This is a genomic window from Methanoregula sp. (genome assembly GCA_041645435.1).
Classification (GTDB): domain Archaea; phylum Halobacteriota; class Methanomicrobia; order Methanomicrobiales; family Methanospirillaceae; genus Methanoregula.
Window position 1 is genome coordinate 84,389 of the sequence record JBAZQB010000002.1, and the last position, 23,188, is coordinate 107,576.

A 23,188-nucleotide genomic window follows, 5' to 3' on the forward strand; every position below is an offset into this window, starting at 1 on the left:
GCTCAGTCGATCAGCAGGAGCGCCATCAGTTCCGGGTGCCCCTGCACCGGGAACCGGATTGGCATCCCTGCCTTCTCCGCAGTCTTTACCATGTTGACACCCACGGCATGCTCGGGAATCCGGGCCTGCGTGGGGTGGACACAGATGCCGGCCTTGACGTTGCAGGTCTCGCAGAGCCGGCACGAGCCGTTGACAAGGGCAAGGGCAAAAGTGTTGCCGGCATTGAACGCGGTCCGTTCCAGCTCGAGCATCATCGGGGCAAATGCGGCGGAGCCGCTGAACTGGTCCTTCCAGAACTGCGTTGCCTGCTCCTTCTTATCTGCTGGGGCACAGGGGTCGAGCCAGTACCGGTAGATCGAGCTGATCACGTCCGGGTCTGCCTGAGCCGGGCAGATGAACTTCACGAGCAGGGCGTGCCGGTACTCTGACAGGACTTTCCGGAATTCGTCCGGAGTCGGGACATACGGCGGGCAGGTCAGTTTCTTCCCGTACCCGATGCACCCGGACCGGCATTTCAGCGGGACGCGGTTCTCGACAACTATCTGTGATGCGGGGATCACCTTTGCATCCGCTGCACCGAGCGAGCGGGCGGTCTGCACGAGGAATGTGAAATCCCCTGACTCTTTCGTAGCGTTACTCATATCCATCTCCCTGATCTGCTTCAATACGGGATTTTGTGTCATGGTTTGTCCACCTCAATTTTCTCCGGCTTTGCATCCACTTCACCAAGGAATGCAAGGGCGGGTTTGAGCAGGAGGTCGGGTTCTTTTGCTGCAAACAGGTGGTCCCCCTCGATGAGGACCAGTTTTGCACCGGGGATTCCTGCAGCCAGCTCGCGGGTGATCTTCATCGGGACGGCCTGGTCGTGTGTGCCGTTGATGATGAGCGTAGGCGCTTTTATCAACGGCAGCAGATCCCTCCCGTCAAACGGCAGCGGTGCCTGGCCCTGCCGGAAAAATGATTCCGGTGTCGGGGGATACTGCTGCCGGAAGATGAAGTCTGACATTGCCATCATCTTTTTCCTGCCGGCATCGGTGCTCCACATGATACTCCAGATCGTTTTCATAAGGAACGCGACACGATGGAATGCAACGTGCAGCACGAGCCCTTTCACCCGTTCAGGGTGATCAGCCGCAAGTGCTACGGCGATCATCGATCCCATGGAGATCCCAAGGACGTGTGCCTTTCGGATTCCCAGCGTATCCATAAGCCCGAGTGTATCGCCAACCATCATTTCAATGGAGTAGGGGATGTCGGGTTTATCCGTCCTGCCGGTGCCCCGGCTGTCAAACACGATGACCCGGTACTTCTCGCCCAGCCGTTTGTTCATCTGCGCAACCGAAGAGATGTCCACACCCATCCCCTGGATGACCAGGAGCGGTTCGCCCTCCCCGAAAATCTCGTAATACATTGTTATGTCGTTGACGTGTACTCTCGGCATTTTTTCACCTCACATTTTCAGGAGCGACCGGTCAACCTCGAAACAGAAGCAGCCCCGCTCTCCCCACAAGGTGCACGCCGGGCAGGTGGTGTGGTCTTTCGTGCAGCGCCGGCCGACAGCCTCCATAGGGCAGTCGTCACGCTTTGCACACCCCCAGCAGCAGGTTCCGGTTGATCGGCCGGCAAAGAAATCCGGGTTGAGATATGTCTGCATTTTTTTCATGGTGAGTCACCCCTTTATTACATCCATCCCTATCAAATAACATACGCAATAGAATGTATAAATACCAAACGGTTTGTAATTCGTCCCAATGCGATGTTTTTTACGTGTCACGGGTGAAGTGAATATGAGGAGCAATGCCCAAGGTCGTACCCGAGTACAAGGAGGATGCCAAACGCCGGATCATCGAAGCCGCTATGGATGTCATGTCCGAGCGTGGCTGCGAGCTGATGGCCATCGATGACGTGGCAAAAAAACTGGGTGTCACCAAAGGGGCGGTATACTGGTATTTTCCCAGCAGGGAGGCGCTCATCGAGGCAGTCCTTACTACGATCTGCGGCAATATGCAGAAAGTCGCATTCGAGTCCTACTACAATCGCCCGCTCGAAGAGACGCTCGTCCGGATCTTCGATCGCTTTGCCCTGACCGACGACCGCCAGCGGAAGATCTTCTTTGAGATGTTTGTCCTTGCAACCCGGAACTCCGATGTCCGGCACGCAACCCGGGAATATTATGCCGGGTTCGTTGAGGCGATTGAGAATGCGATCAGGAACGAGAAGAAGAAAAATTTCCTCCAGACCCAGACTGACGCCCATGCACTGGCAATCCTTATCGTGGCCCTGTACACGGGGCTCCAGAACTATGAAATGATCTGGATGTACCCGGGAGAGCTTCGCAAGCTCTGGCTTGACGGGGTCCGGATTCTCTTAAAACCCGCATACACCGGGACCTACGGGGAGAGTAATCCCTGATCTTGTATTGCCTTGTTCATCCCGACCCGTTTTGTAAGGATTCCTGTTTCTGAATCCAGCCATCCGCCAGCCCCGGAAATCTTTTTAAATACCCGGTCAGGCGATACACTATACATCGGTAATGGACCGGTGGCGTTCTTGAGATTTTCAAAAAATCCGGAAAAAAATACTGCCATAATCTGGTTTGTAATATCCGCAGGTTCTCTTGGTCTTGCAGTTGCACTTGCAGCGCTGACCTTTCCCCCGGGTATCAGCTTTGCCCGTTTTTACCCCCCGCTGCTTCTTGCCACCCTGTCATTTGTTGGCATCATCATCGCCATTGCACTCTACTGGAGCGCAGGAAAATTTGATGCGCTCCTCTCGGGAACCGATCTTCTTCTTCACTGGACCTACCGGTTTGAAGAGGTTGCACCCTATCTTGGGGAAGAAGAGAAACGATTGAAAAAAATCAGGACGGTCGTCCTTTTTTTCTGTTCTCTCTCCCTTTTTTTAGGAGTGCTCTTCTGCTTTACTAAATACGGTGTGGATTATTTTGCCATTGGTGAATATGGGTTCCTGCTGTTCCTGACGATTGTTTTTCTCTGGTATGGTCTTCCCGCAATGGGATATGGAATAACAAACGCGACGGATCTCTATCTTGGAAAAAACAGCGTTCTCTTTGCGGGCCGGTTCCACATCTGGGGCTTCTGGGGCAGCAGTCTTGTGCGTGTCATGTATTTGGAAGGAAAACCGGCTATGCTTGAGATCTCCTACACGTTCATGACAGAGAATGGACCCCAGATGATAAACCTCCATATTCCCGTCCCCCCCCGGCGGGAACGGGAAGCACAGGAGGCGGTCATGCCCCTTCTCCAGAAAATGGAAGTCCTCAAGGCAGCATTCGATCAGAAACGAATCTGAAATCGTATCTGATGGGCCCGGATTCCCGTGTGCTTTCTCTTTTCATCGTTGCCGGGTCTCGCACCCATGGTTGCGACAATTCACCGGGGCGTATCGCGGCAGCACATCCGGGGAATTGCCGGTTTATTAAAAAAATAGTCACCGGATGTAGAACTGCCCGTCAAGTGGGATTTGCTCCCACTCATCAGGATTCAGTTCCCGCAGGTTCTGCATCTCAAAATTTTCCCGGTTCGTCTTGTAATAATCGGGGAACGAGACATCGACATGGTACACCTCACCGGTATCCGGGTTGTAGAGCCGGTCCCGGTCAAGGATCACATCGTCCCATTTCTCGAAAATACGGTCCTGCGACTTCTGCCGCTCGGTAAATACTTTATCCCGGACATCGGCCTGGTACGCGCTCACGTCACGGCACGCCTGCTGCCATTCGGGAGTCACTGCCTGAGACTGGAAGATGCGGACAAGCACCGCCTCCTGCCCGGCATATGCAGACTCCGGGGCAAAGACCGTGTACATCCCGGCATTCCACCAGGGCATTCCGGGGAAATCCGTTGCCCAGACAATCGCAGAGCCTTTCATCGGCACGCCGGATTTCGTGAACGTGAAATCGTAACTGCCGGCCTCTGCGTTCAGGCCCGTCTTAAAAAACGCTTTTGTCTGGTCATCGAGCGGGTGGGTGACGGTGATCCGGACATCGGCAATCCCCTCAAGGTTCGGGTAGTACTGCTTAAGGTATGCAGATCTCCCGATCTCAGGAAGCACCCCGGTAAGGAACGAGGCGGGTGCGACATCCCCGTTCACCGGCATATTCTGGAATATCGTGACCCAGTTCTGCCCCGACGCTCCGTAGAGCTGCCAGTAGGCCACCTGGTCGTTTTTCAGTTTTTCCGATTTGAAGATGAGGAACTGGGAAAGGGTTGCGGTCTGGGTCATGAACTGGTTGCTGTCCGAAGCCCACCAGTTGATCGAGCAGGTGTCGGCCTGTGCCTGGTACGCAACCCAGCCCTGCGGGATCTTCAGGGTCATGCCGCCGGGGAATTGCGGGAACTGCGGGTTGGAGTACACCTGCGGCCGCACGTTGTTTAACGGGACTTCGGTTGTCGGTTGCGGCTGGCTCCCCTTTCCCGTGAGCGTGAAGGTGCTGACGATCTCCCGCATTGTTCCTTCCCGGGCAGCGAATTTTGCCGAGGGCACATCGTACGCGACAAAGAGCCCGCTCCCGCCTTTGACCATCGAGATCATGACCAGGGTTTTACCGATCCCGCCTGCGGTATAGTTCCCCTTGATCTCGACAATCCCGTTATCAGCGCTCTTCTGTACTGACTCAATGGTGAAGCCCGGGTGCTGCCGGGCGAGTTGTCCTGCGGCATAACTGGAAAGCCCGACCGCCGTGGCTTTGGCGTTCTGGCCGCCGAGATAGATCGGCCAGATGATGATCGATGAGGCGGAATTCCGGTCCTGTGCGAGAAGGTAGGTGTCCTCCATGAGCCGGACATCCCACCCGGACGGCGCAGCCAGTGCATATCCCTTGGCAGCATCCTGGTACTGCACGAACCCGGCCGGCACCACGGCTGATGGAGTCCCGGTTCCCGTATCAGACCCGTAGAGGCAGCCTGCAAAAAGGATCAGTACTGCAAGGATCGATACGCAGATCAACGGTCTCATGGCTTTACCTATCCTCTTCATGATGTGGTATGCTACCGCACCGGTAATAGGTTTTTTGGAAAAAGGTTGACGGGGCAATGGTGCGGGAGCGGATGCGGCGGCATGGCTGCCGCCATCTCATTCCCAGCTCCCGTCAGCCCACGATTTAAGAATATCAAAATCCCGCATCATGGTCGCCTTGCTCAGTGCCTGTGCCCGGCTCAGCATCCGGTTCTGGATAAAATCATATTCGCAGAGAATTCTGGAATTCCGGAGCAGGGTTGCCCGGATCGGGTGGTGCCGGTAAACGACACTCTCCTGTCCCCTGAAATACCATTTTATTCTCTGGAAGGTGAGCCAGTCAAGTTTCATGGCGAGCGTAGAGTGGAACCGGAATCCGTCGGCAGAATCCAGATCATATCTCCGCAACGAGCAATACGGGGAGAGTGCCTGGGATAACTGGTAGCGGAATTGTTTCAGGGTTTCGTCAGGGGTGATGGTGACATATACAACCCTCGTGTCGCCAAAGAACCCGTAACCCCCCACCTCATATTTGGGAATTTCCTTTTGATCCGAACAGATTCGGGTGAAATCTTTTACGAGTTGTGTCTCACTCGTGGTTGAAAAAGGCCCGGCCAGCGTGATATGCGGGACAACCAGTTTGTCCCCGAGATTAAATCTCTCATTCAGGTGATTGCTTAACGAGCGAATCTGCTGCTTCACTGAACCCATCATGCGGATATCGATCAGATAGTGCGTCATCTCTCACACCCGGGAATAAAAGCTAGGCCGACAACCTCAGGGAAAACGTTCAGGATTCGATGAGGGGTAAAAGCAAAACAATCAGTGTGCATCTTCGCTACGGAATAATGTGAGCTGTTCCTTTAAGGGAGTACGGGTCGGATAGTTCCCCATGGGACAGATTACCCTGGTGACAATTTTTTTTAGCGAACCAGCACCCGGTTTATTTGTAAGATTCAATGGGGATCCAGCCTGTCATGCATGACCGGTTCCCGGCACTCTGTTCCGTTATTATAACTGTTCCCGTTCCAGGCGGTACGTATACCAGCCCAGCCGGGTGGCCCCGATCTTCTCATAGAAATGTATAGAGGGCTTGTTCCACGTCAGCACCATCCAGTCCATACGCCCGCACCCGTGGACCCTTGCCTCGTTCCGGCAGAAGTCAAAGAGGCGCTTTCCCAAACCCTGCCTGCGGTACTGTTCGAGCATGAAGAGATCTTCAACGAACAGGGTGGGCCGGGCAAGGAATGTAGAATACGTGAAATAGAACGTGACAAACCCAACGGGCTTATCGTCCAGCCTGCCGATATACCCCTCAAATTTCGGGGGATCGAAGAAGATATCATCCTTCAGTCGTAACCGGGCTCCTTCATCGGGCGGATCGATCCGCTCGTACCCGGCAAGACAGTCGAGCAGGTACAGGAACTCCGGAAAGGTCTTCTCCCTCACCCGTTCGATGGTAAACTCTGGCATAGGATACCCAGCGGGAAGATAGGATTTTCCGGCAGATATGAGTACCGCTGTCATGTCCTGGCCATAAAATCCCATGAATTTGGAGGAAGATGCTCGGGTACATACCGGTGCCACCGCACTCATCGGCGGTGCCTTTCAACTATGGCAGTATACCCCTCCGGGACTCGGACAACGAGACCTGCCCTGCGGCTTCTGGTATGGTACCATATGCCCCATCCCATCGAATCCGGAAACAACCCGAATAAAAAACAGATCGGAATATATTTCATTGCATCTTTTCAATTAAACTCGTGACAGAACATGGATGAGGTAACGGTATACCCACGATGCGATCCGTGTACGGATTCCATCGGGATGCCTGTCCCGAGTGCGGTTGTGCTCTTATGAACTCCAAATCCGATACCAATACTCAGCCGATTCCCCCCCAGGATACTTCCCGTAACCCCGGCCAGATAGAGGCTACCTATTACGGATCCATCCTTCTCTCAACCATGCCCGAGAGAAGGAGTTTTATGTACAAATACCTGATGGCTCTCTCGCCGGTAATTCTGGTTATTGTATGTATTTTTATACGAAGTATCCTTGAGAATCTGCTGGATGTCGCATCATCGACGTTGACTTCAGCAGTGCCCGGCACCCTGGCTTTCTATACAACAGACTATTTAAGCAAATATTCTGCTCCGATAAACGATGCTACCAATATCTCCATCCTGATGGTTGCCCCGGTGGGGATTTTCATCATTTTTGCCGCTATTGGCTGGACGATGCGGTTGACCGAATTATGGACCGGTACGGCATTGACGCTGTTCATGAGTGGAGTTACGGCATTCGTAATGGCAACCATGAAGGGCTATCCCCTCGTTTCGAGTAATTTCATGCTCCTCTTCCTCCGGTGGATCGCATTTCTGGTCCAGCCATTTTGTATCGTGGCAGTGGTCATCGTCCTTATCGCGACCGAAAAATTCCGGCGTTCTCTCCGGTACACCATCACAAAAGACGGGTTATGGCTGCGGGGCGGTTTTCTGAACGTTCAGGAACACATGCTCCCCCATACCCAGATAGGCAGAATTGTATTTGAGCAGGATTTCTTTGGACGCATGTACAATTATGGGACGATCATCCCGCAAAGTATGACGCGGTGGGGTGCGGAAACATCGTTCCGGGCAATTGGCGCATCCGGGCAGAAAGACAATTTTGGCGTGGGGATCGGGTTTGCCAAAGGTCGCGAGGAGGGATCACGCTATCCCCTTGACTGCCTGTATGGGATACCGGATCCAAAGACGGCACAAAATATCCTTACGGGATTAATCTGCCGGCAGGATAAACGCGAGGAGGACCAGGTATCCTACTTAAAAAAGATTTACGAGAATAATGGACACGGGTCAATGACCCATGGATCCGGTATACCCCGGGAAGTGTCCACCGCTGGTTCACGGAGCAGCACCGGGGACGATACCGGTATCCGGCCTGTTGACAGGATCGGGATGGAGGGGGAAATTCCCGGCCGGGTGGAGAGTGCCATCATCAGGAACGATGACAGCGATATCTCCAAAACAACAACGGGTCCTGTCACTGGCACGATAAGAGAGATCCCGCCCCTCGCACAAAACAAAAGTACTACCCTGCAGGAAATTGCACTGGAGCAACCGGTACTGGATCAGATAAAAAAGTTAGCAGAACTCAGGGATGCAGGAATCATTACCGAAGAAGAATTTTCGGCAAAAAAAACGGAATTGTTAAGACGGGTGTAATCGTTTCAGTGTATTTCCTGTCAATCCCTTTCATCATCACACGGTAATTCCGGAATTCCGGGCACACTGCCCCTGTTGAGGGGCCGGCCGTTACGGGCGGGGTATCGCATGCTCAAAGGAAGGAACAGAAGTAAGATCCTGGTATTCTACGGTCTGTCCATCCGGGAAACGGATGGTTATGGACCCTGATGTCCCGTCAAGAGTGATAATGTCGCCAAACCAGTACTTGTCAAGTTCTTTCCTTGCATCTGAGAGAGAGAAGGCCGGTGTTTTATAGGTGGTAATACCTTGGTTTTGGTTGACTTTCACGAGATGCTGGACCATAAGCTGTGAATTGCCGGGAGAGACGGAATGGACCCGGATGTTTTTTCCCAGCGCTCCCGAAAGCAGGGGGACTGCTGCTGGATAGGCTATTGCCTGCTCTGCCCAGTTCAGGGTATAATCTGTGACGATCAATGCATCGCCGTTTTCTGCAACGGTGACATCAATATGCCGGATACTGACCGCACCTGTCGGGATAACAAGGAGAAGCATGAGAGTTATCGCAACGATAACCGGTATACCTTTACAGGAGATCATAGTAAGTGATGCTTTAGCATTGTTTTTCTATAAATAAGAATTGGGGAAAATCCCCCAACTATTTTCCCTTTCTCTCTATACGACCCGGTCAGAATCATCGGGATCCCTGCAGGTTGCGTTCACCCGAGTGGAAAATACATTGTTAATTGCACCGCACGCGGATTTTCATGGATGACTGAGAGCGGGTGTTTGTTGCATCCTGACAAAAGGCAGGTCGGGCTGCTGCAAAAATGCACTATCTTCTCCAGTCTCAACCCGTCATCCTCTTGCAGCGGGTAATAATCCAATCCTTTATAAATCCACTATTTTAAGAGATACTGAGGACCGTTCATGGGGGACAATGACATATCTGTTGAATCTGTCGAGCTCGCATTATTGTCTGAAATCGAACAGTCATCTGCCGCACTGATGAAGGATGCATACCTGCCCCCTTCAGAGGAAACAACGGATGAGGAACGGTTTGACCCCGATTTGCACCGCAGAGACTCTCCCCGGGAGGATGAATTGGCCGGGCCAAATGCCAAGGTCTTTGTTACCCGGGTATCAACCCGGACCCCTCCTGAAGAGATTGAAAAAATTCTCTCTAAAAATCCAGACCGCAGAACGAATACGGGTACCCATGAGTTTTATACCATGGTACTGATGCTGAGTATGCGGATGGCCGATCCATCAACCACCCGTTTTATCAATGGAACGGTTAATGTTGCTTTTCCTAATGGAATGAAAATCCTGGCCTATGCCCCAAAAGAAAAGGGTGTTATCACTGCCATTATTGGAAATGGCAGAGATGCGCTCTCTCTCTCGCCGGGCCTGGATAGTATATCATCTTCATCGCCGGGAACAAAGGCTCAACCTGATTATAAGGTGGATCGGTTCGAAATCACGGTTGGCCCGGGAGAAAAAATTACCGGCACTTACAGCAAAAAAAGCGGGTTTACGCTCAATACATCTGCCGGTACTTTACTGGATTACCAGGGGCTGCTCAAAACCGAGCATGAGATGTTCTGGGAGATCTATCCCCCGATGCCAGGTCTGGACATAGAAATTACCGGAAAAGAGATGCTGGCGGTATTTTCTTTTATTATTCGGGCTCCCAAAAATTCCCCTCCCAAAATCACTGTCCTGATAGAAGGCAGGGTAAAAGGGAATCTCTGGGGAGTGATTCCTGTCAGGGGTTCGGTGGTTATACCTGGGAGTGCTGTTTTATGATTTTTTCAGAAGTTTCTTGAGATTTGTTAAATATCGCCAGTCTCTTTATTTTTTTAATAAATTCACTACAGTAAATTAAAAAAAGGCTTAATAAATTGTAATTGTCTCAAAGAAAAAGAACTATTGGTTTTAAAAAAAAAACTTTTGTTATAATTCCTATTATTATTACTAAATAAATCCTTCATTTTTATCAGGTATTACTATAAATAACTATTAGAATTAAGTAAAAACCGTTCGGAGCAGAATTGGCAAAGCAAAATCAAATGCGGAACAAGATATTTTTTGTATCTTTCTTTCTTCTTTTCCTGTTTATCGTTCCTGCAGCAGCCGAAACTCCGACGTTTACGACCATATCGCCTTCGACTGGTTCGACAGCCGGTGGCACGCCGGTAATTATTATCGGGACGAACCTGATCGGGGCGACGAACAGTGTGACGTCGCTGTATAACGTATCGGTTGGCGGCACAGTATTAACCAATATGACGGTAGTCAGCGCCACGAAGATCATCGGCAGTACCCGGGCCGGTACAGGCCTTGCTGATGTTGTAATCACCACACCAGGTGGCACGGCAACTGAGGGGACCGGTGTATTCACCTATGTGGATCCCCCGACGTTTACGACCATCATGCCGTCAACCGGCCCGCTAGCCGGCGGCACGTGGGTCAATATCACCGGGACGAACTTTATCGGAGCGACCCGAGTAACGTTTGGCGGCACTGCCGGTACCGGCCTCTCGATAGAAAACGAAACTTCGGTCATAGTGAAAACACCCGCCCGTACAGCCGGGCTCGTAACCGTTGCAGTCATCACGCCGAACGGTACTGCAACCGGGGCGAGTAAATATACTTATATATCGTTGCCGACGGTTACCAGTGTATCACAGCCAACGGGCCCAATAGCCGGTGGCACGTGGGTAAACATCACCGGGATGAACTTTATCGGAGCAACGGGAGTAACGTTTGGCGGTACTACAGCCACCAGTTTCTCGATTGAAAACCTTACTTTGATCAGAGCTCTCACCCCAGTCCATGCAGCCGGGCGCGTTACCGTTGCAGTCGCCACCCCGAATGGCACTGCATCCGGGACAAATAGATATACCTATGTAGCACTTCCGACGGTCACGAGCATATCTCCCTTGACGGGCCCGCTCGCTGGCGGCACGCCGGTAACCATTATAGGGACGAACCTGATCGGTCCGATGGACAGTGCAACCTCGCAGTATAACGTCTCGATAGGAGGTACTACGTTGACCAATATGACCGTAGTCAGCGCCACGAAGATTATTGGAAGTACCCAAACTGGAACCGCAGGGCCGGTTAACGTTATCGTCATCACCCCGAATGGTACGGTAACCAGGACGAATGCCTACACCTATGCAGCCCCTCCGACGTTTACGACCATATCGCCGACATCCGGCTCGCTCACCGGTGGCACACCGGTAATCATTATCGGGACGAATCTGATCGGGGCGACAAACAGTGCGACGTCGCTGTATAACGTCTCGATAGGTGGCACCGCGTTAACCAACATGACGGTAGTCAGCGCCACGAAGATCATCGGCAGTACCCGGGTGGGCACTGCCGGACTCGTTGACGTTGTCATCACGACCCCGAATGGCACGGCAACCGAGGGTACCGGTGTATTCACCTATGTGGATCCCCCGACATTTACGGGCATCGCACCGGAAACCGGCCCGCTAGCCGGCGGCACGTGGGTTAATATCACCGGGACGAACTTTATCGGAGCGACCCGAGTAACGTTTGGCGGCACCGCAGGTACCGGTCTCTCGATAGAAAACGAAACTGCAGTCATAGTGAAAACCCCCGCCCGTACAGCCGGGCTCGTAACCGTTGCAGTCATCACGCCGAATGGCACTGCAACCGGGGCGAGTAAATATACTTATATATCGTTGCCGACGGTCACCCGTGTATCACAGCCGACGGGCCCAATAGCCGGTGGCACGGGAGTCAACATCACCGGTACGAACTTTATCGGAGCGACGGGAGTAACGTTTGGCGGCATGAGTGTCACCAGTTTCTCGCTTGAAAATGGTACTTCGATCATAGCGATCGTACCCGTCCATGCAGCCGGACTTGTTACTGTGAATGTCGTAACTCCGAACGGCACTGCAATTGGCGCGAGTAAATATACCTATGTAGCTCTTCCGACGGTAACCAGCATCACGCCGTCAACCGGCCCACTCGCTGGCGGCACGCCGGTAACCATCATCGGGACCAACCTGATCGGTCCGACGGACAGTGAAACGTCGCTGTCTAACGTCTCGATAGGAGGTACTACGTTGACCAATATGACAGTAGTCAGCGCCACGAAGATTATTGGAAGTACCCAAACTGGAACCGCAGGGCCGGTTAACGTTATCGTCAGCACCCCGAATGGTACGGTAACCAGGACGAATGCCTACACCTATGCAGCCCCTCCGACGTTTACGAGCATATCGCCGACATCCGGCTCGCTCACCGGTGGCACACCGGTAATCATTATCGGGACGAATCTGATCGGGGCGACAAACAGTGCGACGTCGCTGTATAACGTCTCGATAGGTGGCACCGCGTTAACCAACATGACGGTAGTCAGCGCCACGAAGATCATCGGCAGTACCCGGGTGGGCACTGCCGGACTCGTTGACGTTGTCATCACGACCCCGAATGGCACGGCAACTGAGGGAACCGGTGTATTCACCTATGTTGATCCGCCGACGTTTACGACCATCATGCCGTCAACCGGCCCGCTAGCCGGCGGCACGTGGGTCAACATCACCGGGACGAACTTTATCGGAGCGACCCGAGTAACGTTTGGCGGCACTGCCGGTACCGGTCTCTCGCGTGAAAACGAAACTGCAGTCATAGTAAAAACCCCTGCCCATGTAGCCGGGCTCGTGTATGTAAATGTCACGACCCCGAACGGCACTGCAACCGGGGCGAGTAAATATACTTATATATCGTTGCCGACGGTCACCAGTGTATCGCCGCCGATGGGCCCGATAGCCGGCGGTGCGGCGGTTATGATTATTGGGACCGATCTTACTGGTACAACAGGAGTAACCTTTAGCGGAACAGCTGGTACCAGTGTGACAAATGTCAATGCTACGGCGGTTACAGCGATGACCCCGGCCCATACAGCCGGTGTGGTCAGTGTAATGGTCACCACACCAAATGGTACGGTAACCAAGGCGAATGCCTATACCTATGCAGGAGTACCGACATTTACAAGTATTACTCCGCCAACCGGCCCGAAAGATGGAGGTACTGTTGTTACGATTATTGGAACCGGTCTTTCCGGAACGACCGGTGTAACCTTTAGCGGAACGGCTGGTACCAGTGTGACAAATGTCAATGCTACGGCAGTTACCGTAACTACCCCGGCAGGTTCAGTTGGACCTGTTGATGTTGTAGTTACTACATCTGGTGGCACGGTAACCAAAACAAATGCCTACACCTATGCGACAGGTTCGACGTTTACGAGCATTTCACCGTCGATTGGTCCGAAAGCAGGTGGCACACCGGTAATCATTATCGGGATGAACCTTATTGGAGCGAAGAATAGTGCAACCTCGCGGTATAACGTATCGATAGGCGGCATCGTATTAACCAATATGACGGTAGTCAGCGCTACGAAGATCATCGGAAGTACCCGGGCGGGCACTGCCGGACTCGTAGACGTTGTGGTCACCACCCCGAATGGCACTTCAACTGGAATGGGAGCCTACACCTATGCCGCAGATCCGAAGTTTAAGCGCATTACACCGGAAATCGGCCCAACAACTGGTGGTACTGTGGTTACTATTATCGGTACAGACCTTACGGGGACAACCGGTATATCCTTTGATGGCACCGCAGGAACCGGTGTGACAAATATCAATGCTACGGCGGTTATGGTGACTACCCCGGCCCATGTAGCCGAATCAGTAGATATTATGGTCACCACACCGGGGGGTACTGCAACCAAACATAATGCCTACGACTATGTCGTAGTTACTATACCGGTAGCAGCGTTCAGTGGCTCTCCAACAAACGGGACCGCTCCATTGACGGTTGAATTCACTGATGTATCGATCAACTCTCCGACAAACTGGGATTGGGACTTTGGTGATGGCAAAACCTCGAACCATAAGAATGTAACCCACAACTATAGATCAGCAGGAAATTATACGGTCTCACTGGTGGCAATGAATTCCGCAGGCAGTAACAGTACCGTCAAGACCGGATACATTAACGTAACGGCAGAAGCGACAACAAAAGCACCGGTCGCAAAATTTTCCGCGAACAGGACAGAAGGTGACAAACCCCTTGCTGTCAGATTCACGGACGCATCAAAAAACATACCGACCAGTTGGGACTGGGATTTCGGTGACAGTGGATCATCGACTGACCAGAATCCGATTCACCAGTATACAACCGCCGGCACATATACCGTAAAACTTGTGGTAACGAACGGAGCCGGGAGCAATCAGGAAATAAAAACCGGATATATCACGGTAATAGCACCGGTTGTAGTGAACAACACTTTTGCGCTCACCGGTGTTGAGACAACGACCACGGGAAGTGTCCAGAACGTAACGATTGATACCACTCTCGCTAATGTTACTACCTCGGGAAATATCATCACTTTCAATGAGACGACCCATTGGGCATCCATGGCAATCACTCTTACAGAAACCCCGGACACCAACCCCACGACCGTCAAAGGTAAGGTTAAATCGGTTAGATCAAAAACCAAGCCGGTTTCGGCCCCTGTAACATCCGCAGGTACCCCTACAGTCCAGATTCAACTGAATCTCGACAGGATACCGGCATCCACCGCCGCCATCACCCAAACGATTACTAAAGATCCGGATGCGTCTGCCCAGGCCTCGTTCACACTTGCATCAACCACAGCCGGTAAACAGATAGATAATATTGCCTATACCTTAAACGTCGCAAAGACCAACATCTCAAACGCCGGTGATGGTGGGATCATCCAGTCTGCTAACCTTACGATGTCAGCCAGCTCAGAATGGGTCACTGCCAACGGCGGTCCTGGCCATATCGTTGTCTTCCGCTGCGCTGATGACGGTACTACCCAGATCTTAACACCTTTCCAAACGGACACGGATTTGGGAGGGAACTATAGCTTCATGTTCCTGTCTCCTAACGGTCTCTCGACCTTCTCGCTTGCAGCGATATCATCCATAACATCAGATAGTGGTGGTACAACCAGCAGTGGTACTACAAGTAGCGGTACTTCCGGTAGTGGTATTTCAAACAGCGATATTACCGGCAGCGGTTTTACCAGTAGTTCCGATTCAGCGGATCCCGGCAGGTCCGGTTCCTCTTCAATAAGTTCACCAGGAGCCGCAGCCGGCCAGACCCTGACGTTTGCCATCAACCAACAGGTCACCACCTCTACGCCGGGTGCAATCATCACGGTTGCAATAACTCCCTCCAAATCCCTGGGTCCCGTCGATCTGATCGTGGCTGATGTCAAAACGATTGACACATCAGGGCTTGCCGGACGCCATATTGCCGGCATCTCCGCGATTGAACCGGTCGGGGTAAATCCATCGTCAATCAGCCAGTCTGCTATCACCTTCGCGGTATCGGGCAGCTGGCTTAATCAGAACGGAGTGAACCCGGGAGATATTGTCCTCATGCGGGACCATGACGGTCAATGGTCCGAACTCCCGACAACGTTTGAACACTCGAACGGGGATATCCATTATTATATCTCCAATACCCCCGGTTTCTCGTACTTCGCAATCTCTGACAGACTGCCGATTCCTACTGCAAAAGCAACCTCGCAGGCAGTAGTGTCCACGGCAGGTAAAATACAGCCCTCATCGCCCCCGGTTACGGTAACTGCAATCACAACCCCCGTTCAAACGAAACGGGCTCCAGAAGTCGGGGGAGGTACACCAGAGTTATCTCCCGCTTCTATACCCTCAATTATTCCGGATCCTGCAAGTATTCTGCTCGCTTTCGGGATTATCCTGATTTGTGCAGCTGGAGCCATATATCTCTACGTCCGGAAAATACCGCAGAAGAAACCTCATGAGATGCCGCACAAGACCCGTATCCTTATCGTTGATGATGAACCGCAAGTCCTCGAGGTATTTTCACTCATTCTGGAGATGGAAGGATACGACACAATTACCGCATCCTGCGGAAAGGAATGCCTCTCGCTGCTCACGGACAAGAAAAATTCCCCGGACACCATCCTTCTTGATATCATGATGTACCCGATGGATGGATGGGAGACACTGGAATCGATAAAGAAGGATCCGGAACTTCGGAAAATTCCGGTGCTGATGCTAACTGGAAAACAACTGCTTCCTGAAGAAGCAAAACAGTATGGGATATGCATTGAGGATTATCTCCTCAAACCCGTGATACCCCATGAACTGATTAACGCAATCGAGTATGTCCTCAACCGGAAGAAAACGATTGATGCCGAGATTCAGAACGCAATTCATGCAGGGCACGATAAAACCATTGTTTGCGAATATGCAAAACTCGCCAGACGGGTCGATGTCGACAGGAAACTCATGAAAATTATTAAAAAACCCTATATCAAAATGGGCCGGTCAGAGCGGGAGATAATTCAGACAATCGAGGATCTGGCTGATGGTATGTTGCGGAGGGAAGAGAATTTGATCCAGCTCCGGCAGAAAATTTTTGTATCCCTGATAGTTTTATCTGCTCCGAATCCCAAAAATAAAAACTAATTTTTTAGATAAAACTCATAATATGCAATTGTAGCGTGCCGGTATTCAGGTCCTGAAATCGTGACATTTTATTATTTGCTTTCAAGAGCACTTGTCAGGTGCTTGCGGGTGAAACGGACAATATTCGATTTCGTACAACAGAGCAATGTAACCAAGAGTGCAGTTCGCCAACTCGCAGACCCGATAGCAAACATCGTGGTGTTCAACATTTACACCCCGTAGGTTTTGAGTTAAATATGGTAGTGTAAATACTCAACAGTAAATTTGACAATCCTGATCCTCATGGATATCGTATACCTGTTCAGTGCACTATACATCCATTGAATCGGTAAATTAAGGTAAAGACCGTTCAGCAATTATCCCAAACAATGATTCCATATTTTTATCTTAGATCGCGTTGATCAACTCATCAGAACCTTAGGAGATTCTATTTTGACAAAAGAAGGTTGGAACATGGATAATTCCGACACGGGAGAGGTGCACCCGACCGGAGAATCACTCCTGAACCCGTAATCGGGAACCCTTTTTTTTAAAAAGTGCCGGGACAGTGACAAGGGGCCCCAGTAACCAGAGAGTTATTGTACTAAAAATTTTAATCTGTACCAATGCAAAAAAGGATCATCCTCTTAATATTTTTATTACTGGGGATTGTACTGGCGAGCGGATGTACAAGCCCGCAATCCCCTGCCGCAGTGACACCGGAATCAACCCTGCCCACGAGTACTACTCCCACAGTTGTTCCGGTAACCCCCTCCCCATCAGTGACTGTTTCATCCGGTGTTACGTACCGGCCGGATGCTCAGCATCCTGATATAGGCATAACAACCGTACCGACAACAAGGATCCAGGTCGACAATCCGTATCTGGATTATCTCAATATCCGGAAAAAAACCTTTGATTACAGTATCCCCAACTGCCCGATGCAGAGTGCTTTTCCCGCAATCGCAAACGATCCTGATTACGGCATACAGCACCAGGTACCCAGACTTACTGCGGTGACCGAAGATGATTATCAAACCTTCCTTCGGAAATATACCGGGGAAAATGCCGAAAACACCGTGTTAAAAAATATCCAGGGATGTCAGGGGGCTGAGGGAAAACCTGAATGGAACTTTGTGGAAGTGCGGGCAATTCTCATTCCCACCAATGTGAGGCCTGCGAATTATTCCATTTCCCAGAATGTGCGTTCGAACGGGAAAATAATCGCACAATTCGTGACAACCCGGACGCTGGTTATCGATGAAAAAGTCTCCTTAACCAGTTATATCCCAGTAAAAGCCGATGAAATGAATCTCTTTGAAACCGTTGATATAACGTATACCCGGCAATAATTTTTTATCCTGTGAAGATTACCCCCGGGCAAGCTGCCCGGTTTACTTCTCAAAATGTCCAATGTTTTTTGTCTGCTCCCTGGTGTTGTGTCGACTCCCTGTCGCTCGTTAGAGTGGGTGTCGGGAAACATGCATCCCGGTTTTGGTCTGACAGGCCCAGTACTTCTATAAGTTTTCCTCCATGAACTTGTGATAGTCAACAACTTTACCAACCACCGATCAGCCGGGACAACGAAGAACAGAAACAAACGTAACAAATTTGAGTTTTTTCCGGAGTCCTTCCCAAACGAGCAGCCGGAAGAGATCAAACCGGAACAAATCTTCGTCAATGTCCTTGGCCCTCGTTGAACCTTTGAGAAGAACATCCGTTGAAGAGCCACCCAGATATTCTTGAGGAGGAACGAGATGATCGTCAAGAGGTACCGGAGCACAACGTTTCTGGAATATGTTTTAGCTTTCACGATGTTCCGGATACGGTATGAAGATTCGATAGCAAACCGGTTCTTGTAGACCCGGTAGACCCTTCGCGGCTTCCAGTCAATACCATACACGACATACCCGAGATTCACATTCCCGAATTTCTTATTCCTTCCCTGAAGGTACTGAACATCAATTGCAAGAGTAAGATCAAGAGGTCCGGAGGTTCCCATCATTGTGTACCGGGCATAACGGGAATGATTCCCCTGGAGAATCTTCTTGAGTTCCTGGCCGTGTTTTCTCACCGGAACAATGTGCGGGATGTTCTCCTTCTGGAGAAACGAGAACACATCGTTTGAGTAAAAACCCCGATCAAGACAGAGTATCTCGATATTTACTTTTGCATCGTCGATGAAAGCCAGGAATTTCCGAATGTACTTGACCTTTGACATTCCCATTTTCACTGGGAGAACTGCGAGGGTCAACCGTTGGCCTTTTGTCGTGATGTAGAGCGAAACATACGAGTAAAATGTCGTTGTGGAATCCTTCATTTTACTCTTGATAACATAATCTTTGTTTACGTCAACAATCTCTCCGTAATAAGGATCATCGGTGAAATCTATGGCAAAATGATACGATTTTCCGGGAACGAGAATCTGATCGTTTGAATAGGTGAGGATCTTTGATTGTAATTCGAGAAGTGAATCCAGGTCTACCTTGGACAAATGGTATCTGACCGACGTTTCACACTGGACTTTTTCTACGGCTTTATTGATGGAATGCACTGAAAGTTTGTTCGCTGACATTCCGACGAGTGACCGGATGAGCGTCTTTTGGTTCAGTTTCCCGTTGATGGAAATTGTGATGTTCCGGTTGATTGCTTCAACTGCAATTTCGGAACAACCTTCTGCTCGGATCTCATTCTTTATTCGGCGGGCAATTTGCCGGTGTTTGACCATATTCGGTGCCCGCTGCCTATTTAGATCTTACTGTTCTCTTCAGCCCGAGCTAAAAATTAGTGAAGTACTGAGGCCCCATCATTACATTCGCGTGATTTTCACCGGGTAACGCCGGTCAGAGGAGCGAGACCCATGATAAAAAAGAGATAAAAAACGTGAATGACTAAAAGTGAATTATAATAAATCGTCATCCTCATCATTGCCTCTACCCCAGGAATAGAGTTCATTATCGGGTACAACGGGTCTTCCTGGATGTCCAGTGCATCAGGGTAATAATCGTTTTCCGGGATTATTGGTTCCGGTTTATCAACGATGATGCCCCGTTTTTCGTGCTCCTTACCGGGTTCATCGCTCTTATGCCCCCGATTATCCTTACCTTTTTTTTCATATGTTTTTCACCTCCGGGTATTGGATTTTGGAAAAACATAGAACAATATTTTTTTTGGGATAAATATTTTTCCTGAAAGGGAAACGTGGATTGTTTTTTTAATCACACTCTGTTGACGGTTAATTAATCAAAACTGTTTACATGACTGACTGCGTGGGGAGCGATTGACGGGCCGGTCTTGAGGGTAAATGCGGTTGGGTCCACGTTTCGCGTAAGAATCGTCTTCGAGTTCCTTTAACCGCTCCGATAGGACCTTGGGGTAATAGCGGGATAGTTGATTTTGCTACCTTCTGTTGTTCAGTAGTTTTCATTTATGACACGTGCTTGAAAAAAAAAAGATGGATGTTCTTGCAAATCTTCAGGAAAAATGTTAATGGACAAGTCTATTGTATGCATACTCAACAAAAGGTATCCAGAAGGGATACCCGTTGAATTTTTCAATCGATAAAAAAAACAGCATCATCACCTGCCAAACAAATATAGTAGCAAACATAGCTGCTAGAATATATTCGGCAGTGCCCCAATGAAACCGTTTTAGTTTAAATAGAATGAGACTTGCGATAAGCATCAACACTTCAAAGTAGATAAGAATTTTAAAAAATGCTATAACATCCTTATAAGTTACATAATGTTTGTAAAAATATACACAAAAAAAGATAAATATACCCGGTAGTAAAAAAACTACCGCACCAATTGTTTTTAACAAAAATCTTTTCGGGATAAATTCATTGTCGGCGGTTGCCCGCATAACCCAAATACCCAAAATACCCGCAGGGATATATATGGGAGAAAGGAGCCGAATATCTGGGACAATTCCGCTATCAATATTCATCATATGGAACTGAGTGATGTATGCAATAAAAATGCTCAAAATCATCATAAGAATAAAAAAGATCATCCATCTGTCTCTCTTTTCAGGTATTCCTTTAGTAAAATAAATAAAGGGAAAGGCGAGGACTGCAACAAGCAGCACTGGACAGATAAGAAATACACTCATGCTTTCAGATGCAGGCATAAAAAGAATTCCAAACGTGTCCGGCAGAAGTGTGGTCCAGCGGATATTTACCAGATATCCAAGAGTCATATTGTAAAAATAATTTATATCCGATAAGGTTACAGAATTAACCGTCGTCACACTATCAGGATTAACGGTCATGATTTGATTAACAGTTGTTCCAGCAGTTGAGACTGTTGTATAAGGAAGCTTAAGGAGATTTCCTGTAACAATAAGGTTATTTATAAATAAAGGGATTGCACCGATTGCTGTAAACAGCACAGGAGATAATCCACGAATAATTTCTGGAATTCCGGGTTTATTTTGTATACTTTCATACAATACGATCAGGATGAAAAAAATGGATGCGAAGATGAGGACCGCGAACCCTACCTCAGGACGTGCCCAAGCTAACAGTCCGATTGCGGTAAATGCGAGGGCCCCATCGCGATATGACCGTCTATAGATATATCGCAACATAAATAGTATCACGAGGCCAAATATCATTGCAACGAGCATGTGGTCTTTTGCATTCCCTGACCAGATGAAATATGATGAACTAAAGAGACAGGCAGCTGTACCGCCAAGTGAGATCCAGGTCTCTAAAAAGATTGTACGAAATATGTGGTAAATAATAACGGCAGTAAGGGCAAAGAAAAAGTGGTTTGTCAGGATAACTGCGGCGGTTTCGAATGGAGCAGTCGGAGTATGATAGATAAAGGGGGAGTATAAGGCCATGTTGAAAAGGATTCCCAGGAATCCAACAGCAATTCCAATTACAACTATGATGTTTTTTTGAATGTGTGAATTGCGTAGATAATACCTAGCTATCAGAACTGAGAGAATGATCGGAATAAATGCCCAAAGGAGAATAACTCCTAATCGGAACTGATCCCCCCACAATCCAATCATCTTCACCGCTGGTAGAGAGAGTACTGGCAGCATCAGTGTATATGTGAGCCGGTTTCTGTGATCGGAATGCCTAAAATATGGCCCGGGAGTTCCATTTTGAAAAAAACCGTACTTCCCCTCATTAATTATAACCTGATGTCCGATATCCAGTTGATGAAGCTGGTTTACGGTTATCCATTCGTCATTAATATAGAGCGATGGATTTGAAAGAGTGAGTATAACAAAAAGCGCGAATAAAAAAATAATGAATGAAACATGATATTTCTCTAAAAAATTAGAAAAATGATCAGATAAAACACTACCCCTTTCAGAAGAAAAAGTAGATAAATGTTCTCGGGTTTTTTCCTTTGATTCTTCCTTTTTTTTATGCTCACGGGCTGTTGTCTTCATGAGTATGAGAGTTTACTTACTATCAAAAAAATTAAAAATCAATTGATTTAAGGAGTTATCATCATTTCGTATGGGTCAGATAGGTAATTAATTTTTTTGTTCCAGATGTGTACCAATCATTATGAGGTCGATCGATTAAGTTGTTAAAACCTTACATGCCTTGGACTTTCCGGTTCCTTCCAGCACGTAGAAAAAGACATCAACCGGTGTCATGTGCTTTTTTAATGCTTCCCCGGACTGCAGGATGATCACGACCGCGATCGCATTGTCGGTATCGTAAATCTTCCGTGAATCCACATGGTGGGGGTTTGGCCCTGACGGGACCTTTGCAACTTCAGTAATCTTCAGGGTTATTTCTCCGTTTCAAGAGGAATATACGGAATCAGGGAGAGTAATTCCGATTTCAGCGATTCGATTCCAATGCGTTCTATAAACCGGGCTGTACGTTCATGGGGGTGGGCATGGTGCCGGTAATATTCTGACAGGCGCTGTGCACAATCCACCGCCTCGTAAGCGGTGAGATCCCTGGCAATGAGATCCCCAAACCGTGGACGGGTACCCGCATTGCCCCCGAAGTAGACCGTCCACCCGTTCGGGGTTGCGATGATCCCGATGTCCCGGGTATGGCTTTCGCTGCAACAGCGGGGGCAACCGGAGACCCCGATCTTGATCTTTGCCGGGAATGCCTGATCTTTGAACTTTTCATAGATGATGCGGGCAAGCCCAATCGAGTCCTGTTTGCCATACCTGCACATATCAGTGCCAAGACAAGCCTGGACAAATTTCACACAGGGTAGTGTTTCGGGTTTTGCCAGCGGGCCTAGTTCCGCAATGATACGAGGTACGTCTTCTGGTTCAATGCCGGCAAATAAGATCCGCTGTCCCGATGTAATCTTCAGTACCGGCACATGGTACTTCTTTCCGACTCGTGCAATGGTTTCGAGTTGTTCGGGTGTCACTATGCCGGCAAGTATCCGTGTCGTGATCGCCCGGGTCTTTCCATCCCGCTGGAGAGCGGCTCCTTCCGGAGTATCTGTCATCTTGTCTGTCTCCTTTTTTTATGTTTAGTTGTCCTGGTTCATTCAG

16 protein-coding genes and 1 pseudogene are annotated in these 23,188 nt (G+C 49.6%); 6 read left to right on the top strand and 11 right to left on the bottom strand.

Annotated elements, in window-relative coordinates; all coding sequences use genetic code 11:
• Positions 1-2: 2 nt before the first annotated feature.
• From WC593_04095 to WC593_04105, 3 genes are read right to left on the bottom strand one after another with little or no spacing between them, the layout of a single operon-like run.
• Positions 3-683: a DUF2284 domain-containing protein gene (locus tag WC593_04095; protein MFA4824320.1), complete on the bottom strand. Its 681-nt coding sequence runs from the start codon at positions 681-683 to the stop codon at positions 3-5.
• Positions 680-1,441, bottom strand: a complete 762-nt coding sequence (locus tag WC593_04100; GenBank protein MFA4824321.1) for an alpha/beta fold hydrolase — start codon at positions 1,439-1,441, stop codon at positions 680-682. The genes WC593_04095 and WC593_04100 overlap by 4 nt, the downstream gene beginning before the upstream one ends.
• Positions 1,442-1,450: 9 nt before the next feature.
• Positions 1,451-1,663, bottom strand: a complete 213-nt coding sequence (locus tag WC593_04105) for a hypothetical protein (protein MFA4824322.1) — start codon at positions 1,661-1,663, stop codon at positions 1,451-1,453.
• Between the two features lie 134 nt (positions 1,664-1,797).
• Here WC593_04105 and WC593_04110 point away from each other — a divergent pair, with 134 nt between their 5' ends.
• Together WC593_04110 and WC593_04115 are read left to right on the top strand one after the other, a co-directional pair.
• Entirely contained in the window at positions 1,798-2,412 is a 615-nt protein-coding gene (locus WC593_04110) for a TetR/AcrR family transcriptional regulator (GenBank protein MFA4824323.1), read from the top strand.
• A 138-nt stretch (positions 2,413-2,550) separates the two neighbouring features.
• Positions 2,551-3,312 (top strand): hypothetical protein, encoded by a 762-nt coding sequence (locus WC593_04115; protein ID MFA4824324.1) that lies wholly within the window; start codon positions 2,551-2,553, stop codon positions 3,310-3,312.
• Between the two features lie 138 nt (positions 3,313-3,450).
• Here the strand turns inward: WC593_04115 and WC593_04120 are convergent, their stop codons facing one another.
• From WC593_04120 to WC593_04130, 3 genes are all read right to left on the bottom strand, one after another.
• On the bottom strand, positions 3,451-4,998 hold the full coding sequence (locus tag WC593_04120; GenBank protein ID MFA4824325.1) for a hypothetical protein: 1,548 nt from the start codon (positions 4,996-4,998) through the stop codon (positions 3,451-3,453).
• A gap of 96 nt (positions 4,999-5,094) precedes the next feature.
• Complete coding sequence (locus tag WC593_04125) at positions 5,095-5,718, bottom strand: 2'-5' RNA ligase family protein (protein MFA4824326.1); 624 nt, start codon at positions 5,716-5,718, stop codon at positions 5,095-5,097.
• A gap of 270 nt (positions 5,719-5,988) precedes the next feature.
• On the bottom strand, positions 5,989-6,525 hold the full coding sequence (locus tag WC593_04130) for a GNAT family N-acetyltransferase (GenBank protein MFA4824327.1): 537 nt from the start codon (positions 6,523-6,525) through the stop codon (positions 5,989-5,991).
• A 308-nt stretch (positions 6,526-6,833) separates the two neighbouring features.
• Here WC593_04130 and WC593_04135 point away from each other — a divergent pair, with 308 nt between their 5' ends.
• A complete protein-coding gene (locus WC593_04135; GenBank protein MFA4824328.1) occupies positions 6,834-8,201 on the top strand; it encodes an SHOCT domain-containing protein in 1,368 nt (455 codons plus the stop codon).
• Between the two features lie 90 nt (positions 8,202-8,291).
• Here WC593_04135 and WC593_04140 read toward each other — a convergent pair whose 3' ends face one another.
• A complete protein-coding gene (locus WC593_04140) occupies positions 8,292-8,780 on the bottom strand; it encodes a hypothetical protein (GenBank protein ID MFA4824329.1) in 489 nt (162 codons plus the stop codon).
• A gap of 330 nt (positions 8,781-9,110) precedes the next feature.
• Between WC593_04140 and WC593_04145 the strand changes: the two genes are divergently transcribed.
• From WC593_04145 to WC593_04155, 3 genes are all read left to right on the top strand, one after another.
• Positions 9,111-9,989, top strand: a complete 879-nt coding sequence (locus WC593_04145) for a hypothetical protein (GenBank protein MFA4824330.1) — start codon at positions 9,111-9,113, stop codon at positions 9,987-9,989.
• Positions 9,990-10,234: 245 nt separating this feature from the next.
• Complete coding sequence (locus WC593_04150; protein MFA4824331.1) at positions 10,235-16,711, top strand: IPT/TIG domain-containing protein; 6,477 nt, start codon at positions 10,235-10,237, stop codon at positions 16,709-16,711.
• A 605-nt stretch (positions 16,712-17,316) separates the two neighbouring features.
• Positions 17,317-18,042: a hypothetical protein gene (locus WC593_04155; protein MFA4824332.1), complete on the top strand. Its 726-nt coding sequence runs from the start codon at positions 17,317-17,319 to the stop codon at positions 18,040-18,042.
• Positions 18,043-18,261: 219 nt separating this feature from the next.
• Here the strand turns inward: WC593_04155 and WC593_04160 are convergent.
• The 4 genes and pseudogenes from WC593_04160 to WC593_04175 all read right to left on the bottom strand — a co-directional run bounded on the left by WC593_04160 (position 18,262) and on the right by WC593_04175 (position 23,142).
• A pseudogene (locus tag WC593_04160) lies at positions 18,262-19,265 on the bottom strand (ISH3 family transposase).
• A 911-nt stretch (positions 19,266-20,176) separates the two neighbouring features.
• On the bottom strand, positions 20,177-22,102 hold the full coding sequence (locus WC593_04165) for a hypothetical protein (protein ID MFA4824333.1): 1,926 nt from the start codon (positions 22,100-22,102) through the stop codon (positions 20,177-20,179).
• A gap of 135 nt (positions 22,103-22,237) precedes the next feature.
• Entirely contained in the window at positions 22,238-22,399 is a 162-nt protein-coding gene (locus WC593_04170) for a hypothetical protein (GenBank protein ID MFA4824334.1), read from the bottom strand.
• A 53-nt stretch (positions 22,400-22,452) separates the two neighbouring features.
• Positions 22,453-23,142 (bottom strand): NAD(P)/FAD-dependent oxidoreductase, encoded by a 690-nt coding sequence (locus WC593_04175; protein ID MFA4824335.1) that lies wholly within the window; start codon positions 23,140-23,142, stop codon positions 22,453-22,455.
• Between the last annotated feature and the right edge of the window lie 46 nt (positions 23,143-23,188).

Excerpts from the sequence above, each read along its gene's own strand:
- WC593_04095 (MFA4824320.1), bottom strand. The coding sequence starts at position 683 with ATGACACAAAATCCCGTATTGAAGCAGATCAGGGAGATGGATATGAGT.
- WC593_04100 (MFA4824321.1), bottom strand. The coding sequence starts at position 1,441 with ATGCCGAGAGTACACGTCAACGACATAACAATGTATTACGAGATTTTC.
- WC593_04105 (MFA4824322.1), bottom strand. The coding sequence starts at position 1,663 with ATGAAAAAAATGCAGACATATCTCAACCCGGATTTCTTTGCCGGCCGA.
- WC593_04110 (MFA4824323.1), top strand. The coding sequence starts at position 1,798 with ATGCCCAAGGTCGTACCCGAGTACAAGGAGGATGCCAAACGCCGGATC.
- WC593_04120 (MFA4824325.1), bottom strand. The coding sequence starts at position 4,998 with ATGAAGAGGATAGGTAAAGCCATGAGACCGTTGATCTGCGTATCGATC.
- WC593_04125 (MFA4824326.1), bottom strand. The coding sequence starts at position 5,718 with ATGACGCACTATCTGATCGATATCCGCATGATGGGTTCAGTGAAGCAG.
- WC593_04130 (MFA4824327.1), bottom strand. The coding sequence starts at position 6,525 with ATGGGATTTTATGGCCAGGACATGACAGCGGTACTCATATCTGCCGGA.
- WC593_04135 (MFA4824328.1), top strand. The coding sequence starts at position 6,834 with ATGAACTCCAAATCCGATACCAATACTCAGCCGATTCCCCCCCAGGAT.
- WC593_04140 (MFA4824329.1), bottom strand. The coding sequence starts at position 8,780 with ATGATCTCCTGTAAAGGTATACCGGTTATCGTTGCGATAACTCTCATG.
- WC593_04145 (MFA4824330.1), top strand. The coding sequence starts at position 9,111 with ATGGGGGACAATGACATATCTGTTGAATCTGTCGAGCTCGCATTATTG.
- WC593_04155 (MFA4824332.1), top strand. The coding sequence starts at position 17,317 with ATGCAAAAAAGGATCATCCTCTTAATATTTTTATTACTGGGGATTGTA.
- WC593_04165 (MFA4824333.1), bottom strand. The coding sequence starts at position 22,102 with ATGAAGACAACAGCCCGTGAGCATAAAAAAAAGGAAGAATCAAAGGAA.
- WC593_04175 (MFA4824335.1), bottom strand. The coding sequence starts at position 23,142 with ATGACAGATACTCCGGAAGGAGCCGCTCTCCAGCGGGATGGAAAGACC.